This window comes from Ferriphaselus amnicola (assembly GCF_000974685.2).
GTDB classification, from domain to species: domain Bacteria; phylum Pseudomonadota; class Gammaproteobacteria; order Burkholderiales; family Gallionellaceae; genus Ferriphaselus; species Ferriphaselus amnicola.
This window is the reverse complement of the sequence record NZ_AP018738.1, coordinates 14,014-28,649: the sequence shown is the minus strand read 5'-3', so window position 1 is coordinate 28,649 and position 14,636 is coordinate 14,014. Positions and strand designations below refer to the sequence as shown.

At 55.2% G+C, this 14,636-nt stretch carries 15 protein-coding genes; 8 read left to right on the top strand and 7 right to left on the bottom strand.

The window, feature by feature from the left end; genetic code table 11:
• Positions 1-9: 9 nt before the first annotated feature.
• Together OYT1_RS00125 and gshA are read right to left on the bottom strand one after the other, a co-directional pair.
• On the bottom strand, positions 10-1,068 hold the full coding sequence (locus OYT1_RS00125; protein WP_062627253.1) for an FAD:protein FMN transferase: 1,059 nt from the start codon (positions 1,066-1,068) through the stop codon (positions 10-12).
• A complete protein-coding gene (gene gshA, locus OYT1_RS00120) occupies positions 1,068-2,339 on the bottom strand; it encodes a glutamate--cysteine ligase (protein ID WP_062627254.1) in 1,272 nt (423 codons plus the stop codon). The genes OYT1_RS00125 and gshA overlap by 1 nt, the downstream gene beginning before the upstream one ends.
• Before the next feature lie 160 nt (positions 2,340-2,499).
• Between gshA and OYT1_RS00115 the strand changes: the two genes are divergently transcribed.
• The 5 genes from OYT1_RS00115 to OYT1_RS00095 all read left to right on the top strand — a co-directional run bounded on the left by OYT1_RS00115 (position 2,500) and on the right by OYT1_RS00095 (position 6,416).
• A complete protein-coding gene (locus OYT1_RS00115) occupies positions 2,500-4,095 on the top strand; it encodes an ABC-F family ATPase (RefSeq protein ID WP_062627255.1) in 1,596 nt (531 codons plus the stop codon).
• Positions 4,096-4,137: 42 nt separating this feature from the next.
• On the top strand, positions 4,138-4,968 hold the full coding sequence (murI, locus tag OYT1_RS00110) for a glutamate racemase (protein WP_062627256.1): 831 nt from the start codon (positions 4,138-4,140) through the stop codon (positions 4,966-4,968).
• A 212-nt stretch (positions 4,969-5,180) separates the two neighbouring features.
• On the top strand, positions 5,181-5,387 hold the full coding sequence (locus OYT1_RS00105; protein WP_062627257.1) for a cold-shock protein: 207 nt from the start codon (positions 5,181-5,183) through the stop codon (positions 5,385-5,387).
• A gap of 91 nt (positions 5,388-5,478) precedes the next feature.
• Positions 5,479-5,742, top strand: a complete 264-nt coding sequence (gene infA / locus OYT1_RS00100) for a translation initiation factor IF-1 (RefSeq protein WP_062627258.1) — start codon at positions 5,479-5,481, stop codon at positions 5,740-5,742.
• Between the two features lie 17 nt (positions 5,743-5,759).
• Positions 5,760-6,416, top strand: a complete 657-nt coding sequence (locus OYT1_RS00095) for a class I SAM-dependent methyltransferase (protein ID WP_062627259.1) — start codon at positions 5,760-5,762, stop codon at positions 6,414-6,416.
• Positions 6,417-6,419: 3 nt separating this feature from the next.
• Here OYT1_RS00095 and OYT1_RS00090 read toward each other — a convergent pair whose 3' ends face one another.
• On the bottom strand, positions 6,420-7,241 hold the full coding sequence (locus tag OYT1_RS00090) for a symmetrical bis(5'-nucleosyl)-tetraphosphatase (protein WP_062627260.1): 822 nt from the start codon (positions 7,239-7,241) through the stop codon (positions 6,420-6,422).
• 157 nt (positions 7,242-7,398) lie between these two features.
• Positions 7,399-8,346: a glycosyltransferase family 2 protein gene (locus OYT1_RS00085; RefSeq protein WP_084612040.1), complete on the bottom strand. Its 948-nt coding sequence runs from the start codon at positions 8,344-8,346 to the stop codon at positions 7,399-7,401.
• Positions 8,347-8,511: 165 nt separating this feature from the next.
• On the opposite strand from OYT1_RS00085, the gene OYT1_RS00080 reads away from it, so the two are divergent.
• Genes OYT1_RS00080 through OYT1_RS00070 form a run of 3 tightly spaced genes read left to right on the top strand, consistent with a single transcriptional unit; the run spans position 8,512 to position 12,637 of the window.
• On the top strand, positions 8,512-10,059 hold the full coding sequence (locus tag OYT1_RS00080; RefSeq protein ID WP_062627261.1) for an MBOAT family O-acyltransferase: 1,548 nt from the start codon (positions 8,512-8,514) through the stop codon (positions 10,057-10,059).
• A complete protein-coding gene (locus OYT1_RS00075) occupies positions 10,059-11,246 on the top strand; it encodes a hypothetical protein (protein ID WP_062627262.1) in 1,188 nt (395 codons plus the stop codon). Before OYT1_RS00080 ends, OYT1_RS00075 begins: the two co-directional genes overlap by 1 nt.
• Positions 11,246-12,637 (top strand): ArnT family glycosyltransferase, encoded by a 1,392-nt coding sequence (locus OYT1_RS00070; protein WP_062627263.1) that lies wholly within the window; start codon positions 11,246-11,248, stop codon positions 12,635-12,637. Before OYT1_RS00075 ends, OYT1_RS00070 begins: the two co-directional genes overlap by 1 nt.
• A 6-nt stretch (positions 12,638-12,643) precedes the next feature.
• Here the strand turns inward: OYT1_RS00070 and OYT1_RS00065 are convergent, their stop codons facing one another.
• Genes OYT1_RS00065 through tpx form a run of 3 tightly spaced genes read right to left on the bottom strand, consistent with a single transcriptional unit; the run spans position 12,644 to position 14,636 of the window.
• Positions 12,644-13,138, bottom strand: coding sequence for a hypothetical protein (locus tag OYT1_RS00065; protein WP_062627264.1), 495 nt, complete (start codon positions 13,136-13,138; stop codon positions 12,644-12,646).
• Positions 13,138-14,076, bottom strand: a complete 939-nt coding sequence (locus OYT1_RS00060) for a carbohydrate kinase family protein (RefSeq protein ID WP_062627265.1) — start codon at positions 14,074-14,076, stop codon at positions 13,138-13,140. The genes OYT1_RS00065 and OYT1_RS00060 overlap by 1 nt, the downstream gene beginning before the upstream one ends.
• A gap of 35 nt (positions 14,077-14,111) precedes the next feature.
• On the bottom strand, positions 14,112-14,636 hold the full coding sequence (tpx, locus tag OYT1_RS00055) for a thiol peroxidase (RefSeq protein ID WP_062627266.1): 525 nt from the start codon (positions 14,634-14,636) through the stop codon (positions 14,112-14,114).

Genomic DNA, 14,636 nt, shown 5'->3' with positions numbered 1-14,636 from the left:
ATTCCTTCCTTAGTGAGGTGCAATCTTGCGCACGGTATTTTTATCGCTGAATTCTAGCCGTTTCTGCATCGTGGCGGTGAGCTGAACATGGCCGTCGTGATCGATCAGCATGACTTCGTTTAAGCCCATCTGTTGCGCGGCTGCCAGCCACCCAGCTGCCCCAGCGATAAACAACGGCTTGGAGGCCGAGTCGGACAGCACACCCGCGCGCGCGCCGTGGGTCAGGATGGTAACGGCTTGGACACCTTGTGCGGGATGTCCGCTGCGAGGGTCGATCAGATGGCAATAGCGGTTGCCACCTAACTCAAAATAGCGCTGGTAGTCGCCCGACGTACCGATGGCTTCGCCATCATGCAATTCCAGCGTAGCAATCGGCGCGGGCTTGCGCGGATGCTGGATGCCAACGCGCCACGGACGCGAACCGTGCTGCCCCAGCGCCATCACGTTGCCGCCGATGTTGACCAGCGCGTTGTGGATACCTTGCTGTTTGAGCAAACTCACCGCGCGGTCAAGGGCATAGCCTTTGGCATAACCGCCGAGATCGAATTGAATGGAGGGATTGCGGCTGCTCACGGTGACGTTGGCGCTTGCCGAGGCAGGAGTCAATGTCAGGTCACCCATCTGAGGATTCGCGGCCACCAAGGCTGATACTTGCTGCTCATCGGGAAGCACCGCCTTGAACTCATCGGCCTGGAACCCCCACAGCTTGACTAGGCCACCGATGCCTGGATTGAACAAGCCGCCTGATTGTTGCGATAGTGCGCTGGCCTCTTGCAACATCGCCGCCAGCTCTTGCGTGACTTGATAGCCAGCGCCGGATGCCAACGCCGCGTTCAGTTCGCTCAAGGGGCTAGGTTTCCACGCGTGCAGTAAATCGTGCAGACGCTGGAACTCGTGCATTACGGTGGCAACGGCAGCTTTGGACTTCGCGTCTTCCTCGCCATAGACGGTGACTTCCACCAGCGTGCCGAAGACATAGCCCTGCTCTTGGTAAAGTAACTCTTTGCCGCACGCCGTCAGCAAAAGGGCGAGCAATAAACCACCAAGATAGCGAGCCACGGCGAGCATTACCCCGCCATCTCTTCGAGCTCCACGGCTGCTGCCAGCAGCGCCAACCGTGCCACAACACCATAGGCGTAGAAGCGATTCGGCGTATCGTCCGGTGCGCAATCAGGATTAGGTAGGGAGCAGCACGTCTCGAAGGCGAGCGGCACGAAGTGCATCCCCGGAGCGTTGAGGTTCTCATCCACGCCGCGCCCCGTGTGGACGCGGTAGAAACCGCCGACCACGTAGTGATCGACCATATAGACCACGGGCTCAGCGACGGCCTCGTTGATATGCTCAAACGTGTAAACACCTTCTTGCACCAACACATCGTGCACCTGCAAGCCTTCCTTGACCACCGCCATTTTGTTGCGCTGTTTTCGGTTCAAACCACGCACTTCGTTGGCATCTTTCACCGTCATGATGCCCATGCCATAGGTGCCTGCATCCGCTTTGACAATGACGAAAGGCTCGTCCTTGACGCCGTACTCGGCGTATTTGGCGCGTATCTTTTGCAGTACGCTATCAACTTGCGCCACTAAGCATTCTTCGCCGGTTTGCGCCTGAAAATCCACTTCGCCGCAACGGGCGAAATAGGGATTGATGAGCCAAGGATCGATGCCGATGATTTGGGCGAACTCATTAGCGACGCGGTCGTAAGCTGCGAAGTGTTGTGACTTTCGACGCGTCGTCCAACCTGCTTGCAGTGGCGGGAGCACGGACTGCTCCAGATTTTGCAAAACCTCGGGCACGCCCGCAGACAAATCATTGTTGAGCAAAATAACGCAGGGATCGAAGCCCTCGACCACCAAGCGATTCCCCTTGCGTAATAGTGGCTCTAACGTCAAGGTCGCCCCATTCGACAGCGTCAATGTGGTCGCAGCCGTGATCTCCGGCAGTAAGCTGCCGATACGCACTTTCAGGCCGGCTTGCTTCAAGATCAATGCGAGGCGCGCCACATTTTGCAGATAGAACTGGTTGCGCGTGTGATTCTCCGGCACCAGCAAAACGCCGCGCGCTTCGGGGCAGATCTTCTCGATAGCACTTTGTGCTGCCTGCACACATAGCGGCAAAAAGTCGGAATTCAGATTATTGAAGCCACCGGGAAATAGGTTGGTATCGACCGGAGCCAACTTGAATCCGGCATTGCGTAGATCCACCGAGGCATAGAACGGAATAGTGTGTTCCTGCCACTGGGTTCGGAACCAATGTTCGATGGCAGGCTGGGCGTTGAGGATGCGCTGCTCAAGATCGAGTAACGGGCCGTTCAGAGCAGTGGTGAGATGGGGAACCATAGGATTTGGAGCGGAATCAGAGGGGGTCATTCTAGCTGATTCCGAGGGGCTATCGGTGTTGGAAGCGTCAACATCTCCAGTCTTGGATGTGGTTGAAAACGCTGGGGGGCGCATCGAGTGGTAGAATCGCGCAGTTTTTTCACCGGATTCTGTAGCTATCATGCTTTCTACTGCCAATATCACCATGCAGTTTGGCGCTAAGCCACTGTTTGAAAACGTATCTGTCAAGTTCGGCGACGGCAACCGCTATGGCCTGATCGGCGCCAATGGCTGCGGCAAATCTACGTTCATGAAGATTCTCGGGCGCGACTTGGAGCAAACCTCCGGCGAGGTGATGCTGGACCGTGGCGAGCGCCTTGGTAAATTGCGCCAAGACCAATTCGCTTATGAAGACAACCGCGTACTCGATGTGGTGATGATGGGACACGCCGAGATGTGGGAGGCCATGTCCGAGCGTGACGCGCTTTACGCCAATCCTGATGCGACCGAAGAAGATTACATGCGAGCCGCCGATCTGGAGGCCGTGTTTGCGGAGTTCGATGGCTATACAGCCGAAGCACGTGCCGGCGAGTTGCTGCTGGGCGTGGGCATTCCCATCGGCCTGCACCACGGCCCGATGCGCGAAGTCGCGCCCGGCTTCAAGCTGCGCGTGTTGCTGGCGCAGGCGCTGTTCGCTAACCCAGACATCCTGCTGCTAGACGAGCCGACCAACAACTTGGACATCAACACCATCCGCTGGCTGGAAGACATCCTCAACGCGCGCAACAGCACGATGGTCATCATCTCCCACGATCGCCATTTCTTGAATAGCGTGTGCACCCACATGGCGGATCTGGATTACGGCAAGATCACCGTGTATCCGGGCAATTACGATGAATACATGATGGCGTCCGCTCAAGCGCGTGAACAACAATCCATCGACAACGCCAAGGCCAAAGAAAAAGTCGCCGAGTTGAAAGCCTTCGTGGCGCGCTTCTCCGCGAATGCTTCCAAGGCCAAGCAAGCGACTTCGCGTGCACGCCAGATTGATAAGATCAAGATCGAAGACATCAAGCCCTCCAGCCGCCAATACCCGTTCATCCGCTTCGAATATGATGAAAAGGATAAGCTGCATCGCACCGCCGTTGAAGTGCAACATATGGCAAAAGGCTTTGACCGCGTACTGTTCTCGAATGTGAATTTTCGCATCGACGCAGGCGAGCGAGTTGCCATCATCGGCCCCAACGGTATCGGTAAAACCACCCTGTTGCGCTGCCTAGCGGGCGATCTGGCCACCGACACCGGCACCATCAAGTGGACCGATAAGGCGAAGATCGGCTACTACGCACAAGATCATGCCCACGACTTCGCCGAAGACAAGCTGATGATGGACTGGATGACCGACTGGCGCGGCCCTAGCGACGACGATCAAGTGGTGCGCGGCACTCTGGGACGCTTGCTATTCTCGGGCGACGATGCCAAAAAGTACGTCAAGGTACTGTCTGGCGGTGAAAAGGGACGCATGTTGTTTGGCAAGCTGATGCTGCAAAAACACAACGTGTTGCTGATGGACGAACCGACCAACCACATGGACATGGAGTCGATCGAGTCGCTGAATACCGCGCTGGATCAGTTCAAAGGCACGCTGGTATTCGTCAGCCATGACCGCGAATTCGTTTCCTCGCTGGCCACGCGCATCATCGAAATCAGCGAAAAGGGCGTGACTGATTACCATGGCACGTACGAAGAGTATCTGCGCAGCCAGCTGGAGGCTTGATTGGCTTACCCCTGCCGCAGCAGGAGTGACGGGAGCTAGGGCGTGACATCGTTCTCTGGAACCATCGGCGTGTTTGATTCCGGCGTAGGCGGGCTGTCGGTATTGCAGCATATCCGCGCCGCTTTGCCGGATGCACACCTGGTTTATGTCGCTGACTCTGCGTACGTTCCCTATGGCGACAAGTCGCCGCTGTACATCGAGTCCCGCTCGCACATCCTCAGTCGCTTCCTGATTGAGCAAGGCGCAGAAGCCATCGTCATCGCCTGTAATACAGCCACGGCGGCGGCGGCTGGCGGATTGCGCAGCCGCTATGCGCTCCCCATCATCGGCATGGAACCCGCCGTCAAACCTGCCGTCACCGCCAGCAAGCGCGGCGTGGTCGGCGTACTAGCCACCGTCGGAACGCTGGAAAGCGCACGCTTTGCCGCTCTACTGGAAAGGTATGCCGGCAACGTGAAGATCGTCACGCAAGGCTGCCCTAGACTGGTAGAAGTAGTGGAGCGTGGCGACCTGCAAAGCACAGAAGCACGGCAGTTGGTCGAGCGCTATACCGCGCCCTTACTCAAAAATGGAGCGGATACCATCATTCTTGGCTGCACCCATTATCCTTTTCTTGCTCCGCTGATTCGAGAAGTCGTCGGCAGCAAGATCACCTTGATCGACACCGGCATGGCCGTTGCCCGCGAACTGAAGCGCCGCATCGCCCTCGAACTGCCCAAGCCACCATCCAGTGATTTAGAAGAGGTGCTTGCTCGGCCTACGGGCACCGAGCGCTTCTACACCAGTGGAGATCCCGTATCAGCAGCGCGCATCATGTCTAGGTTGTGGGGAAAAGCCGTAGATGTGCTGCGTTTGCCCTCGGCCGAAACGTGAATCTCTGCCGATTGCGGTGAAATTCAATAATTTCGTTTGCAATTCCACAAGATACAGCGCATAGTTCGCGCCTGCGATTTTCAAGTCTGTCGTTGCTGTCTGGTTTAGTTCCTGCTTTCTGCGGTATTCATCCCTTCATCACCCTGCCGTCTTGACCTTCGTCCCAATCGGGGGCAAGTCCCTTTTTATTAGTTTTTCAGGAGATTCAAGATATGGCAAACGGTACAGTTAAGTGGTTCAATGATTCCAAGGGCTTCGGCTTCATCACTCCAGAAAATGGTGGCGATGACTTGTTCGCGCACTTTTCCGCAATCCAAAGCTCTGGCTTCAAGACTCTGACCGAAGGTCAGCGCGTGAGCTTTGACATCACTGCCGGCCCTAAGGGTCAGCAAGCATCGAACATCCGCGCAGCGGACTAAACGGACAGGCTAGCATGGCTAACCATGCTGCCCTGCCGGAGAGCTCGGCTTGCCGGGCTCTTTCTTTTTGACCTTCCGAAGGAGTGTGGAAATGGCTAAAGAAGAATTACTAGAAATGAATGGTGTGGTGGATGAAGTTCTGCCGGACTCGCGCTTTCGCGTCACGCTGGAAAACGGCCATCAGCTCATCGCGTATAGCGCGGGTAAGATGCGCAAAAATCACATCCGCATCATCATGGGCGACAAAGTTTCGCTGGAACTTTCCCCTTACGATTTGAGCAAAGGACGTATTACGTTCCGCCATATCGAAGGACGCGGCGCTGCGGCCGCTCCGCAATTCAAGCGAAGATATTAAACGCCCCACCTTTCGCCATGCTCGGCTATAAGCTGAAGTGGCAAGATATTTCGGTCGTGGGCGGAGACGATCTGCATGTTCGATCACTGCTGGATCGGCAGCAGTTCCATGATCCGCTGGGAGAAGCCGAGGCCGCAGGAATTTCGCCCGCCTGTTGGCCGTTATTCGGTCAAGTCTGGCCTTCTGCACAAAAGATGGCTGATTTGATGCAAGGCTGGGAGTTTGGCTCCGGCCGGATATTAGAGATCGGCTGCGGTTTAGGGCTGGCTAGTTTGGTGATCCATCGTCGCTTAGGCGACATCACCGCGAGCGACCGCCATCCGCTGACAAACGCCTTTCTACAAGCCAATCTGCAGCTCAATCACCTGCCCGCACTGAAATACCACATTGGCAACTGGGGGCGCAGCAATCCATTATTGGGTAGGTTCGAACTGATCATCGGTAGCGATGTACTGTACGAGCGCGACCACCCAGCGCAATTAGTGGAGTTCATACTTCTGCACGCGGCAGCTCAAGCTGAAGTACTCATCATCGACCCAAACCGTAGTAATCGTAGCGCCTTCAACCAGAATATGACTCTGGCCGGCTTTACCCTGTGCGAGACGCCGATAGCCACGCCCCTACATGACGGTAGCCCCTATCGCGGACGACTACTGCATTTCCGGCGAAACTAGCCGCTACCAATCTTTTGCAACGGGAGTGTTGCAGCCTACCTGAAAGAGCCGCCGGTCGTCGAGGCGAATAGCCGTCATTGGACCGCCCCACAAACAACCTGTGTCCAGCGCGATGAGATTGGGCGTGACTTTTAAGCCAAGTGCCGACCAGTGGCCGACGACAATCGTGGCATCACGGCTGGCACGATCTGGCACCTCAAACCATGGCAGATAACCCGCTGGGATCTTACTAACCTCTCCCTTGAACTTGAACTCCATCTCACCCTGTGGCGTGCAGATGCGCATCCGCGTGCAGGCATTGGTGATGACGCGCAAACGTTGGTAACCAGAAAGCTCACTCGACCAAGCGATAGGGGCATTACCATACATTTGAGCAAAGAACTCGGCGTAGTCATCACTACGTAAAGCGCTCTCGACTTCGTGAGCCAGCCCACGCGCTTGCTCGACCGTCCAGCTTGGTAGCAAGCCAGCGTGAACCAGAACGTAGTTCTCTTCGGCATGAAGCAAACGCTGCTGGCGCAGCCAGTGTAACAACTCGTCACAGTCGGGCGCATTAAGGAGTTGATCCAAGGTATCGCCTCGGTGCAGTTTAGCCAGTCCAGCGGCGACCGCGAGCAAGTGCAAATCGTGATTACCCAGCACAGTGATGGCAGAGTCGCCCAATGATCGAACGAAGCGCAGCACCTCCAGCGATCCTGGCCCACGATTGACTAGGTCGCCCACTAGCCAGAGCTTGTCCTGAGTAGGGTCAAAGCAAATCCGCTCCAGCAAGCTCTGAAGCTCTGCGTAGCATCCCTGAAGGTCGCCAATTGCATATGTCGCCATGCTTCATTCCAAGTAGGTTTTCGGCGCGAGAGTAACAGAAAACATTGTCTACATCATGCGCCAACATCAGCAGGCGATGCGGGCAATCGGCCAACCCGTTCGGGATGGTTTTGCAGATCAAAGCCGAACCGGGAGTGTCTCGCGGCATTTGCAGACTTTAGCTTTGCGTATCCATGGCCTCGGTTGTGGTGCGACTCACTACGTACAGCGGACGCTTTTTGGCCTCATCAAACGTCTTACCCAGATATATCCCCAAGACCCCAAGCAAGGCAATAATCACCCCACCAATGAAATACAGCGATACGAACAGGCTACTCCAACCCACGATGGGAAAACCGTATATGACTGCTCGATATAGAATGTAAACACCATAAATGAAAGACAGCGATGAGAGCGCAAATCCAAAGCGTACGGCAAGGCGCAACGGCTTGTCTGAAAACGCAATGATAGTGTCTGTAGCCAACTTAAACAGCCGAGACCAAGAGTACGCTGACTTTCCCGCAAAGCGTTCGCCATGCTCAACGTCCACGTAAGCAGTCGGGAATCCAAGCCATTGCACGAGTGCACTAAAGTAGCGTAGCTGTTCACCGAAGCGGCGGTAATTCAGTACGACCTTGCGCGACAACAGGCGGAAGGTCCCGACTTCTCCGTCATACTCGATATCCGCTAACCAAGCGAATATTTTATAGAATAACCAAGATGTGATCCGCTTATGCCAGCGGTCTTGACGTTGGCCTCGTCGAGCCAAGACCACGTCATAACCCTCCAGTGCCTTGTTATACAGATGAGGAATCTCCTCTGGCCGATCCTGGAGGTCGCAATCCATCACAACCACCCAATCCCCCAGACAATAATCCAAACCAGCGGTAATGCCATAATATTGGCCAAAATTACGACTGAACTGAATGCCTTTGACGCGCGCATCTTGCACGGCTAGTCGCTCGATCACCTGCCAAGACCCATCACCACCACAATCCTCGACGAGCACGATCTCAAAATCGGGAGAAATCGGCTCCAGTACAGCTCGCAGCCGACGATACAACTCCTCTAGGCACTCCTCTGCTTTATAAACTGGAACGACGATGGAAATATGGGGTCGGTTCAAGCCTTGCTCCTATGATCTTTTGGGTCGAGTATCCCGCTTATGAGCGGCAAATTATCCCATACTCGGCGGCAACGTCGGGGGGCTTCGGGTAAAATGCCGCACGACCGCTGCGCCAACTCAACGTGCACCAATAACTAACCGATAGGTTGCTGTTTCAGATTCTTCATGCTGTTCAATTCCTACGCCTTTATTTTTCTGTTTCTACCCTTGGTGCTGCTAGGGTTCTTTCAGATCGCAAAGATCAGCCATATTTGGGCGGCGGGATGGTTGGCGACGGCGTCACTTTGTTTTTACGGCTGGTGGAGCCCAGCCTATGTCGCTTTGCTTCTTGCATCTATCCTCAGCAACTATAGCCTCGGGATGTGGATCGTTAAGGCATCTGAGGTGAAACGAAAACGGCGCATATTGGTAGTGGCTATTTCGGCCAATTTGCTTTTGCTCGCCTATTACAAATACGCCAATTTCTTTTTGGATAACCTTGGCTCGCTGGTGGACGTTCCGCTTATTCTGGGTGAGATCATTCTGCCGTTGGGCATCTCATTCTTCACCTTTACCCAGATCGCATTTTTGGTGGACACGTATCAAGGCAAGCTAAAGGAATATAACCTTATCCACTACACCTTGTTTGTGACCTACTTTCCGCATCTGATCGCTGGGCCGGTGCTACATCATAAAGAAATGATGCCGCAATTCGCGCGTCCAGCAACTTACCGCTTCAATTACGAGAATCTCGCCGTCGGCATCTCCATCTTCATTATCGGTTTATTCAAGAAGGTGATCATTGCCGATGGGCTTGCCGTGTATGTGGCACCGGTGTTCGATGCCCCGGCCGCAGGCGTATTCCCAACGTTTGTCGAAGCCTGGGGAGGCGTATTTTGCTACACCTTACAGTTGTATTTTGACTTCTCCGGCTACTCGGATATGGCCATTGGGCTCTCGCGTATGTTCGGTGTAACTCTGCCGCTAAACTTCGACTCGCCCTATAAATCGGTGAACATCATCGAATTTTGGCGACGTTGGCATATGACCCTCTCTCGCTTCTTGCGCGACTATTTGTATATTCCCCTAGGAGGGAATCGTCATGGCAAGCTGCGTCGCCACCTCAATCTGCTCGCTACCATGTTGCTCGGTGGTCTGTGGCATGGTGCAGGCTGGACATTTGTCGTTTGGGGAGGACTGCATGGCTTGTATTTAGTCATCAATCACGCATGGCACACCCTGCGTCGCAGCTTCGGGCAAGACCCTAGCCAGCCTGTGTCGCACCTATCTTACGCACTCTCTGTGCTGCTGACCTTCCTGTCAGTGGTAGTAGCTTGGGTCTTCTTCCGTGCAACCGATTTGCATAGTGCAACGGTATTACTATCTGCCATGTTCGGCGGCAATGGGTTTGAACTGCCTGACCATTGGCAGCCCAAGTGGGGGGCCTTGGGCGACTGGTTAGCCACTCACGGAGCAAGCTTTACGCCGCAACATGGCCTACTTCCCGGCGGTGCGATCAATTGGATATGGATCTGCTTGTTGGTAGTCTGGTTCGCGCCCAATACCCAGCAGATCATGGCCAGCTTCAAGCCGGCACTGGAGCCGGTGGCTACTCCAGCCCACCGCTTGTTATGGCGCCCCAGCCTTAGTGCTGCGCTACTGCTTTGGGGACTAGGCTTTGCCGCCATCATCAACCTCAACCGCCAATCGGCGTTCCTTTATTTCCAGTTCTGATGAGTCCGCGCCGCTATTGTTACACTCTGCTTACCGCCGCCCTGCTCTCGCTGCTGCCGGTACTGGTGCTCAACCTAATGCTGGGCCGCTACACCATGGATGACGGCAACAAAGCCCGACTCGCCGCCGAGTGGCAGCGCACGAGTCACGGCATCGCCTATCTACCGACCTCTGGCAGCGATGCGCTGTTCAAACTGGAGCGGCTGAATGATGAACTGCCGAATATCAATGCGGTGATCTTTGGTGCCTCAACCGCCCAGACCATCACCGCGGATATGTTTCCTGCCCCTATCCGGCCGTACAACTACGCTCAGCATGGTCACGGCTTACTCAATGCCATCGGCGAGGCCGAGGTCATACTCGATCAACAGCCGCAAGTACGCTGGTTGGTTCTGCCATTGGATTGGTCGATCGGCTTTCTTTTCGACGAAGGCACGCCACCCGTGGTTAGTCTTGACCGGCCTGATTTAGCTTCCAAAGCGATGAAGCAAGTGACAATGCGGGAGCGCCTGATAGATGCCATGTCCTATCCGCGTATCGAGGGCTTAGCCTTGATCTTTGCCGACATCATAAGGGCATCTAACAAGCGTGGTGCTTTCCGAGAGTATTTTCTGCAGGCAGCGGGAGATGAATATCGCTGTGCAGATGGTGCGTTGGCGCGCGATTTCGACACCTTAAAGCGTGGCCGCTGTGCCGGTTTGCGTTTCGATGGCAGTGCCAATTTTGCCGATAGCGACCCCGTTGGCGATGCCTCGCCACTGATAGCCAATGCACTGGTAGCCAGCTCAAAATATGCGGGCAACCTTACTCGTACACGAGGCGCACCAAATCCCGTTATCCTGCAACGTATCGCCGCGTTGACACGACAGGCCGAGCAACGCGGCGGCGGCGTAATCCTGTTCATGCCGCCACTGCTGCCCGGCATGGACCAAGCATTTTTGCGCCATCCTGAATATGGTAAATATCTCAACCATACCAAAGATGAATTGAGAGCATGGGCGCAGCGCGAGCAGCTCGTTATCTTTGATGCCAGTCAAAGTGAGCGTTTCGCTTGCTCAGTATCTGAGTTTATCGACCAACATCACGCGTTGAGTCCATGCTACCGTAAAATCTGGGCAGACTATTGGAAGCATGTTGCGCATGTGGAAAGTGGCAAGATCGTCTTGCCTGCCGAAGGAGTGTATTGATGCTTGAAACAAGAAAACTGTGGATGCTGTATGTGTTGGGAGGTCTCGTCATGTTGTTGTCTTTGACGTTTCATCCCGTCGGCGAAGAGGCCATCTATCCAATCAGCACCTTGGAGATGTGGCAACAGAACGTGTGGCTCATCCAGCTCTTGTACGGTGGCAACGTGTTGCACAACCCGCTACTCAACTGGCTGATGGTGCCGGTGGCGCAACTACTTGGTTGGACGAAGGTATTGGTCGCTGCGCGTATCGTAACGATCATCGCTACGCTGGCTACAGGAGTCGTACTAGCCTGGCTGGTTTGGCATCTAAGTCGTGAGCGTGTACTCGCTGCGCTTTCTGCACTCAGCTTCCTTAGCTTCTTTGACGTTCTGTGTTACCACGGCTGGCTAGGCTACGCTGACCCAACATTTGGCTTCTTCATCTTCAGTGCAGTAGCCACATTGTGGGTTGCCACACAAGAAAATCGTCGTTGGCTGTTGTTAGTATCCGTCATTGCCATCAATTTAGGATTTTTGGCCAAAGCTCAGACCGCTTACGTGTTCTACGCGACAGCTATATTCGTGTTGCTATTCCGACGAGATGCCCGCGCATTCTTACTTCACCCTCTTTCTGTCGTACTGTTGCTAATGGCATTTTCCTTCCCCTTCGCTTGGTATGGACTCTTGCCGAGTGGCCACGCGCAAGGCGGACGGATGGCAGACGAAATTCTTGCCAAGCTGGCCGGTATCGGCCTGCTCGACTATCTGCGCAAGTTGGTTGCCTACCCGCTGGAAGTCCTGTTGGGCCTCTTTCCTGTTGCTTGGTTAGCAGCATGGTTACTATTCCGCCAACGCACTCAACTGTTACGCTCCGCACCCGCTTGGTTGCACACCGGAGGCTGGATGGCGTTGTTTATGCTTCTTCCCTACTGGCTGGCACCACAAAGCGGCATTCGCTATCTGATTCCGGCTTACCCTATATTTGCGCTGTTTGCGGCCGGTATCGTGTGGCAGGCTGGGCCAGACTGGCTGGAGCGCTCTCGCCGCTGGATCTTGTTCGTATTGGGACTACAAGCGCTACTCTTTACAGTGCTGTTTCCTTACTATCAAGATCATTATCGCGGTAAGAACTACCTTGATACGGCGCAAGATGTACTACTGCTCACTCAGGGACACGCCTTGTATAGCAATGATTCGACCGCCAGCGGGTTGAATGTAGTGATGTATCTAGATGTGTTGCGCTATCCGCAACAGGCAGTTCAATTTCCACCTGCTCAGTGGACAGACGGCTACGCTTTAGCACGCACTACCGATGCGACCTTAGGACGGGTGGTGAAGACCTACCGACTAGGAGCTGATGACGTGGTGCTGCACTGCCGAGGTGGGGCTTGCCCAAGTAAGTCAGACTAGTTTGACTTACTTGGGCGTGACGGTTTCCGTTGCAACTTCGTGCTCGATCACCGGGAATCCACGAGCGCCGCGAATCACACGCACATGTTCGCCGACTTGGAACATACCTCTGAGTTTGATGGGTTGACTGATAACTAGCGGTTCGAGCTTGTCTTCTATCTTTACCCAAATTTCTTGGCCAGCGACTACCCCGTTGTTCTGGGCGGAGTCGCCTGCCTTTGCGCCGGCAACACCACCCAGAACTGAAGCGGCTACCGAGCCGCGCCCACCACCGCCAAGCACAGCGCCCCCGATGTTGCCCAGAGTGCCACCCAGAAAATAGCCGGAAGCCCCTTGTTCGCCAGGCAGGTCTATAGCTTTGACCGACTCGACTACTCCGACCTTGGGTGGCAACGCGCTACCGCTCGACTCTGCTGGATTTAGCCCAGCATTACTTGCGCAGGCACCGAGCAGCGTGGCAAGGAATAGCCACGTCAGCCCAACAAATATCCTATTGCGCATTACAACGTGATGCTGGAGCCGAAATGTTTACGGTAAGCGTCCATCAGCTCAGCACGGGTCAGGTCGTGATTCTGCCCACCACGATGGGCGATCTTAATCGAGCCCATCAATGAGGCCAGACGGCCGGTCGCTTCCCACGCCCAGCCGCGCTGAATGCCATACAGCAAACCAGCGCGATAGGCGTCACCACAGCCCGTGGGATCGACCACCGCATCGGGTTTCGGCGTAGGAATGGCGATCTGCTTGCCGTCGGCATAGATCATTGAGCCGTCCGCACCCAGCGTAACGATCAGCGCCTTCACCGATGCTGCTAGCTCCTCCAACGTCTTGCCGGTCTTGTCTTGCAGCAGCTTGGCTTCGTAATCGTTGACGGTGACGTAGGTCGCCTGATCGATGAAGCGCAACAGGTCTTCGCCGGAGAACATTGGCATGCCCTGACCTGGATCGAACACAAAGGGAATGCCCGCTTCGACGAACTGCTCCGCGTGCTCCATCATGCCGGTACGACCGTCAGGCGATACGATACCCAGCGTCACGCCACTGGCATCGCTGACTTTGTTCTGCTCGGAAAAGCCCATCGCACCGGGGTGGAAGGCCGTGATCTGGTTATCGTCGAGATCAGTAGTGATGAAGGCTTGGCCAGTGAAGCTGTCCGGCACCTGACGGATATGTTCCTGCGAGATGCCGAGCTTTTCTAGTCGTTTGGCATAGGGCGCGAAGTCATCGCCTACGGTCGCCATGATCTGCGGATGTCCGCCCAATAGTTGCAGGTTGTAGGCGATGTTACCCGCACAGCCGCCGTACTCGCGGCGCATGGTGGGCACTAGGAACGCCACGTTCAGGATGTGTAACTGCTCGGGCAGGATGTGTTTCTTGAATTGATCGTGGAACACCATGATGGTGTCGTAAGCCATGGAACCGCAGATGAGAGTCTTCATGTGAGCGCCTGTAATGGGTAAATGGGTAGTGTGGCTCAGGCCTGTAAAACAGCCAGCGCCGCGTCGTAGTTCGGTTCGTGGGTAATGTCGTCCACTAGTTCGGCATGCAACACCGTGTTGTTCTCGTCCAGCACCAACACAGCACGCGCCGTCACGCCAGCCAACGCTGTATCAGCGATCTTTACGCCATAGTTGCGCATGAAGTCGCGACCGCGCATCAGCGATAGCGTAGTGACATTCTCCAGCCCCTCGGCCACGCAGAAGCGGCTCATCGCAAACGGCAAGTCGGCAGAGATCACCAGAACCACGGTGTTCTGCAGCTTGTTCGCTGCTTCATTGAAGCGGCGGGTCGAAGTCGCACACACGGCCGTGTCCAGACTTGGAACAATGTTCAGTACCTTGCGCTTGCCTGCGAAGCTTTGCAGCGCGACATCCTTCAAGTCTTTATCTACCAACGTGAATGCTGGCGCGATCTGCCCTACGACAGGGAAGGTACCGTACAGGGTGACGGGCGCGCCGCCGAGTTTGACGGCGACGGTGTCCTTGGTATCTTTAGCCAT

What these genes read in the sequence shown, in the direction of transcription:
- OYT1_RS00125 (WP_062627253.1), bottom strand. Translation starts at nt 1,068, where the DNA reads ATGCTCGCCGTGGCTCGCTATCTTGGTGGTTTATTGCTCGCCCTTTTG.
- gshA (WP_062627254.1), bottom strand. Translation starts at nt 2,339, where the DNA reads ATGGTTCCCCATCTCACCACTGCTCTGAACGGCCCGTTACTCGATCTT.
- OYT1_RS00115 (WP_062627255.1), top strand. Translation starts at nt 2,500, where the DNA reads ATGCTTTCTACTGCCAATATCACCATGCAGTTTGGCGCTAAGCCACTG.
- OYT1_RS00105 (WP_062627257.1), top strand. Translation starts at nt 5,181, where the DNA reads ATGGCAAACGGTACAGTTAAGTGGTTCAATGATTCCAAGGGCTTCGGC.
- infA (WP_062627258.1), top strand. Translation starts at nt 5,479, where the DNA reads ATGGCTAAAGAAGAATTACTAGAAATGAATGGTGTGGTGGATGAAGTT.
- OYT1_RS00095 (WP_062627259.1), top strand. Translation starts at nt 5,760, where the DNA reads ATGCTCGGCTATAAGCTGAAGTGGCAAGATATTTCGGTCGTGGGCGGA.
- OYT1_RS00090 (WP_062627260.1), bottom strand. Translation starts at nt 7,241, where the DNA reads ATGGCGACATATGCAATTGGCGACCTTCAGGGATGCTACGCAGAGCTT.
- OYT1_RS00080 (WP_062627261.1), top strand. Translation starts at nt 8,512, where the DNA reads ATGCTGTTCAATTCCTACGCCTTTATTTTTCTGTTTCTACCCTTGGTG.
- OYT1_RS00075 (WP_062627262.1), top strand. Translation starts at nt 10,059, where the DNA reads ATGAGTCCGCGCCGCTATTGTTACACTCTGCTTACCGCCGCCCTGCTC.
- OYT1_RS00070 (WP_062627263.1), top strand. Translation starts at nt 11,246, where the DNA reads ATGCTTGAAACAAGAAAACTGTGGATGCTGTATGTGTTGGGAGGTCTC.
- OYT1_RS00065 (WP_062627264.1), bottom strand. Translation starts at nt 13,138, where the DNA reads ATGCGCAATAGGATATTTGTTGGGCTGACGTGGCTATTCCTTGCCACG.
- OYT1_RS00060 (WP_062627265.1), bottom strand. Translation starts at nt 14,076, where the DNA reads ATGAAGACTCTCATCTGCGGTTCCATGGCTTACGACACCATCATGGTG.
- tpx (WP_062627266.1), bottom strand. Translation starts at nt 14,636, where the DNA reads ATGGCTAAAGATACCAAGGACACCGTCGCCGTCAAACTCGGCGGCGCG.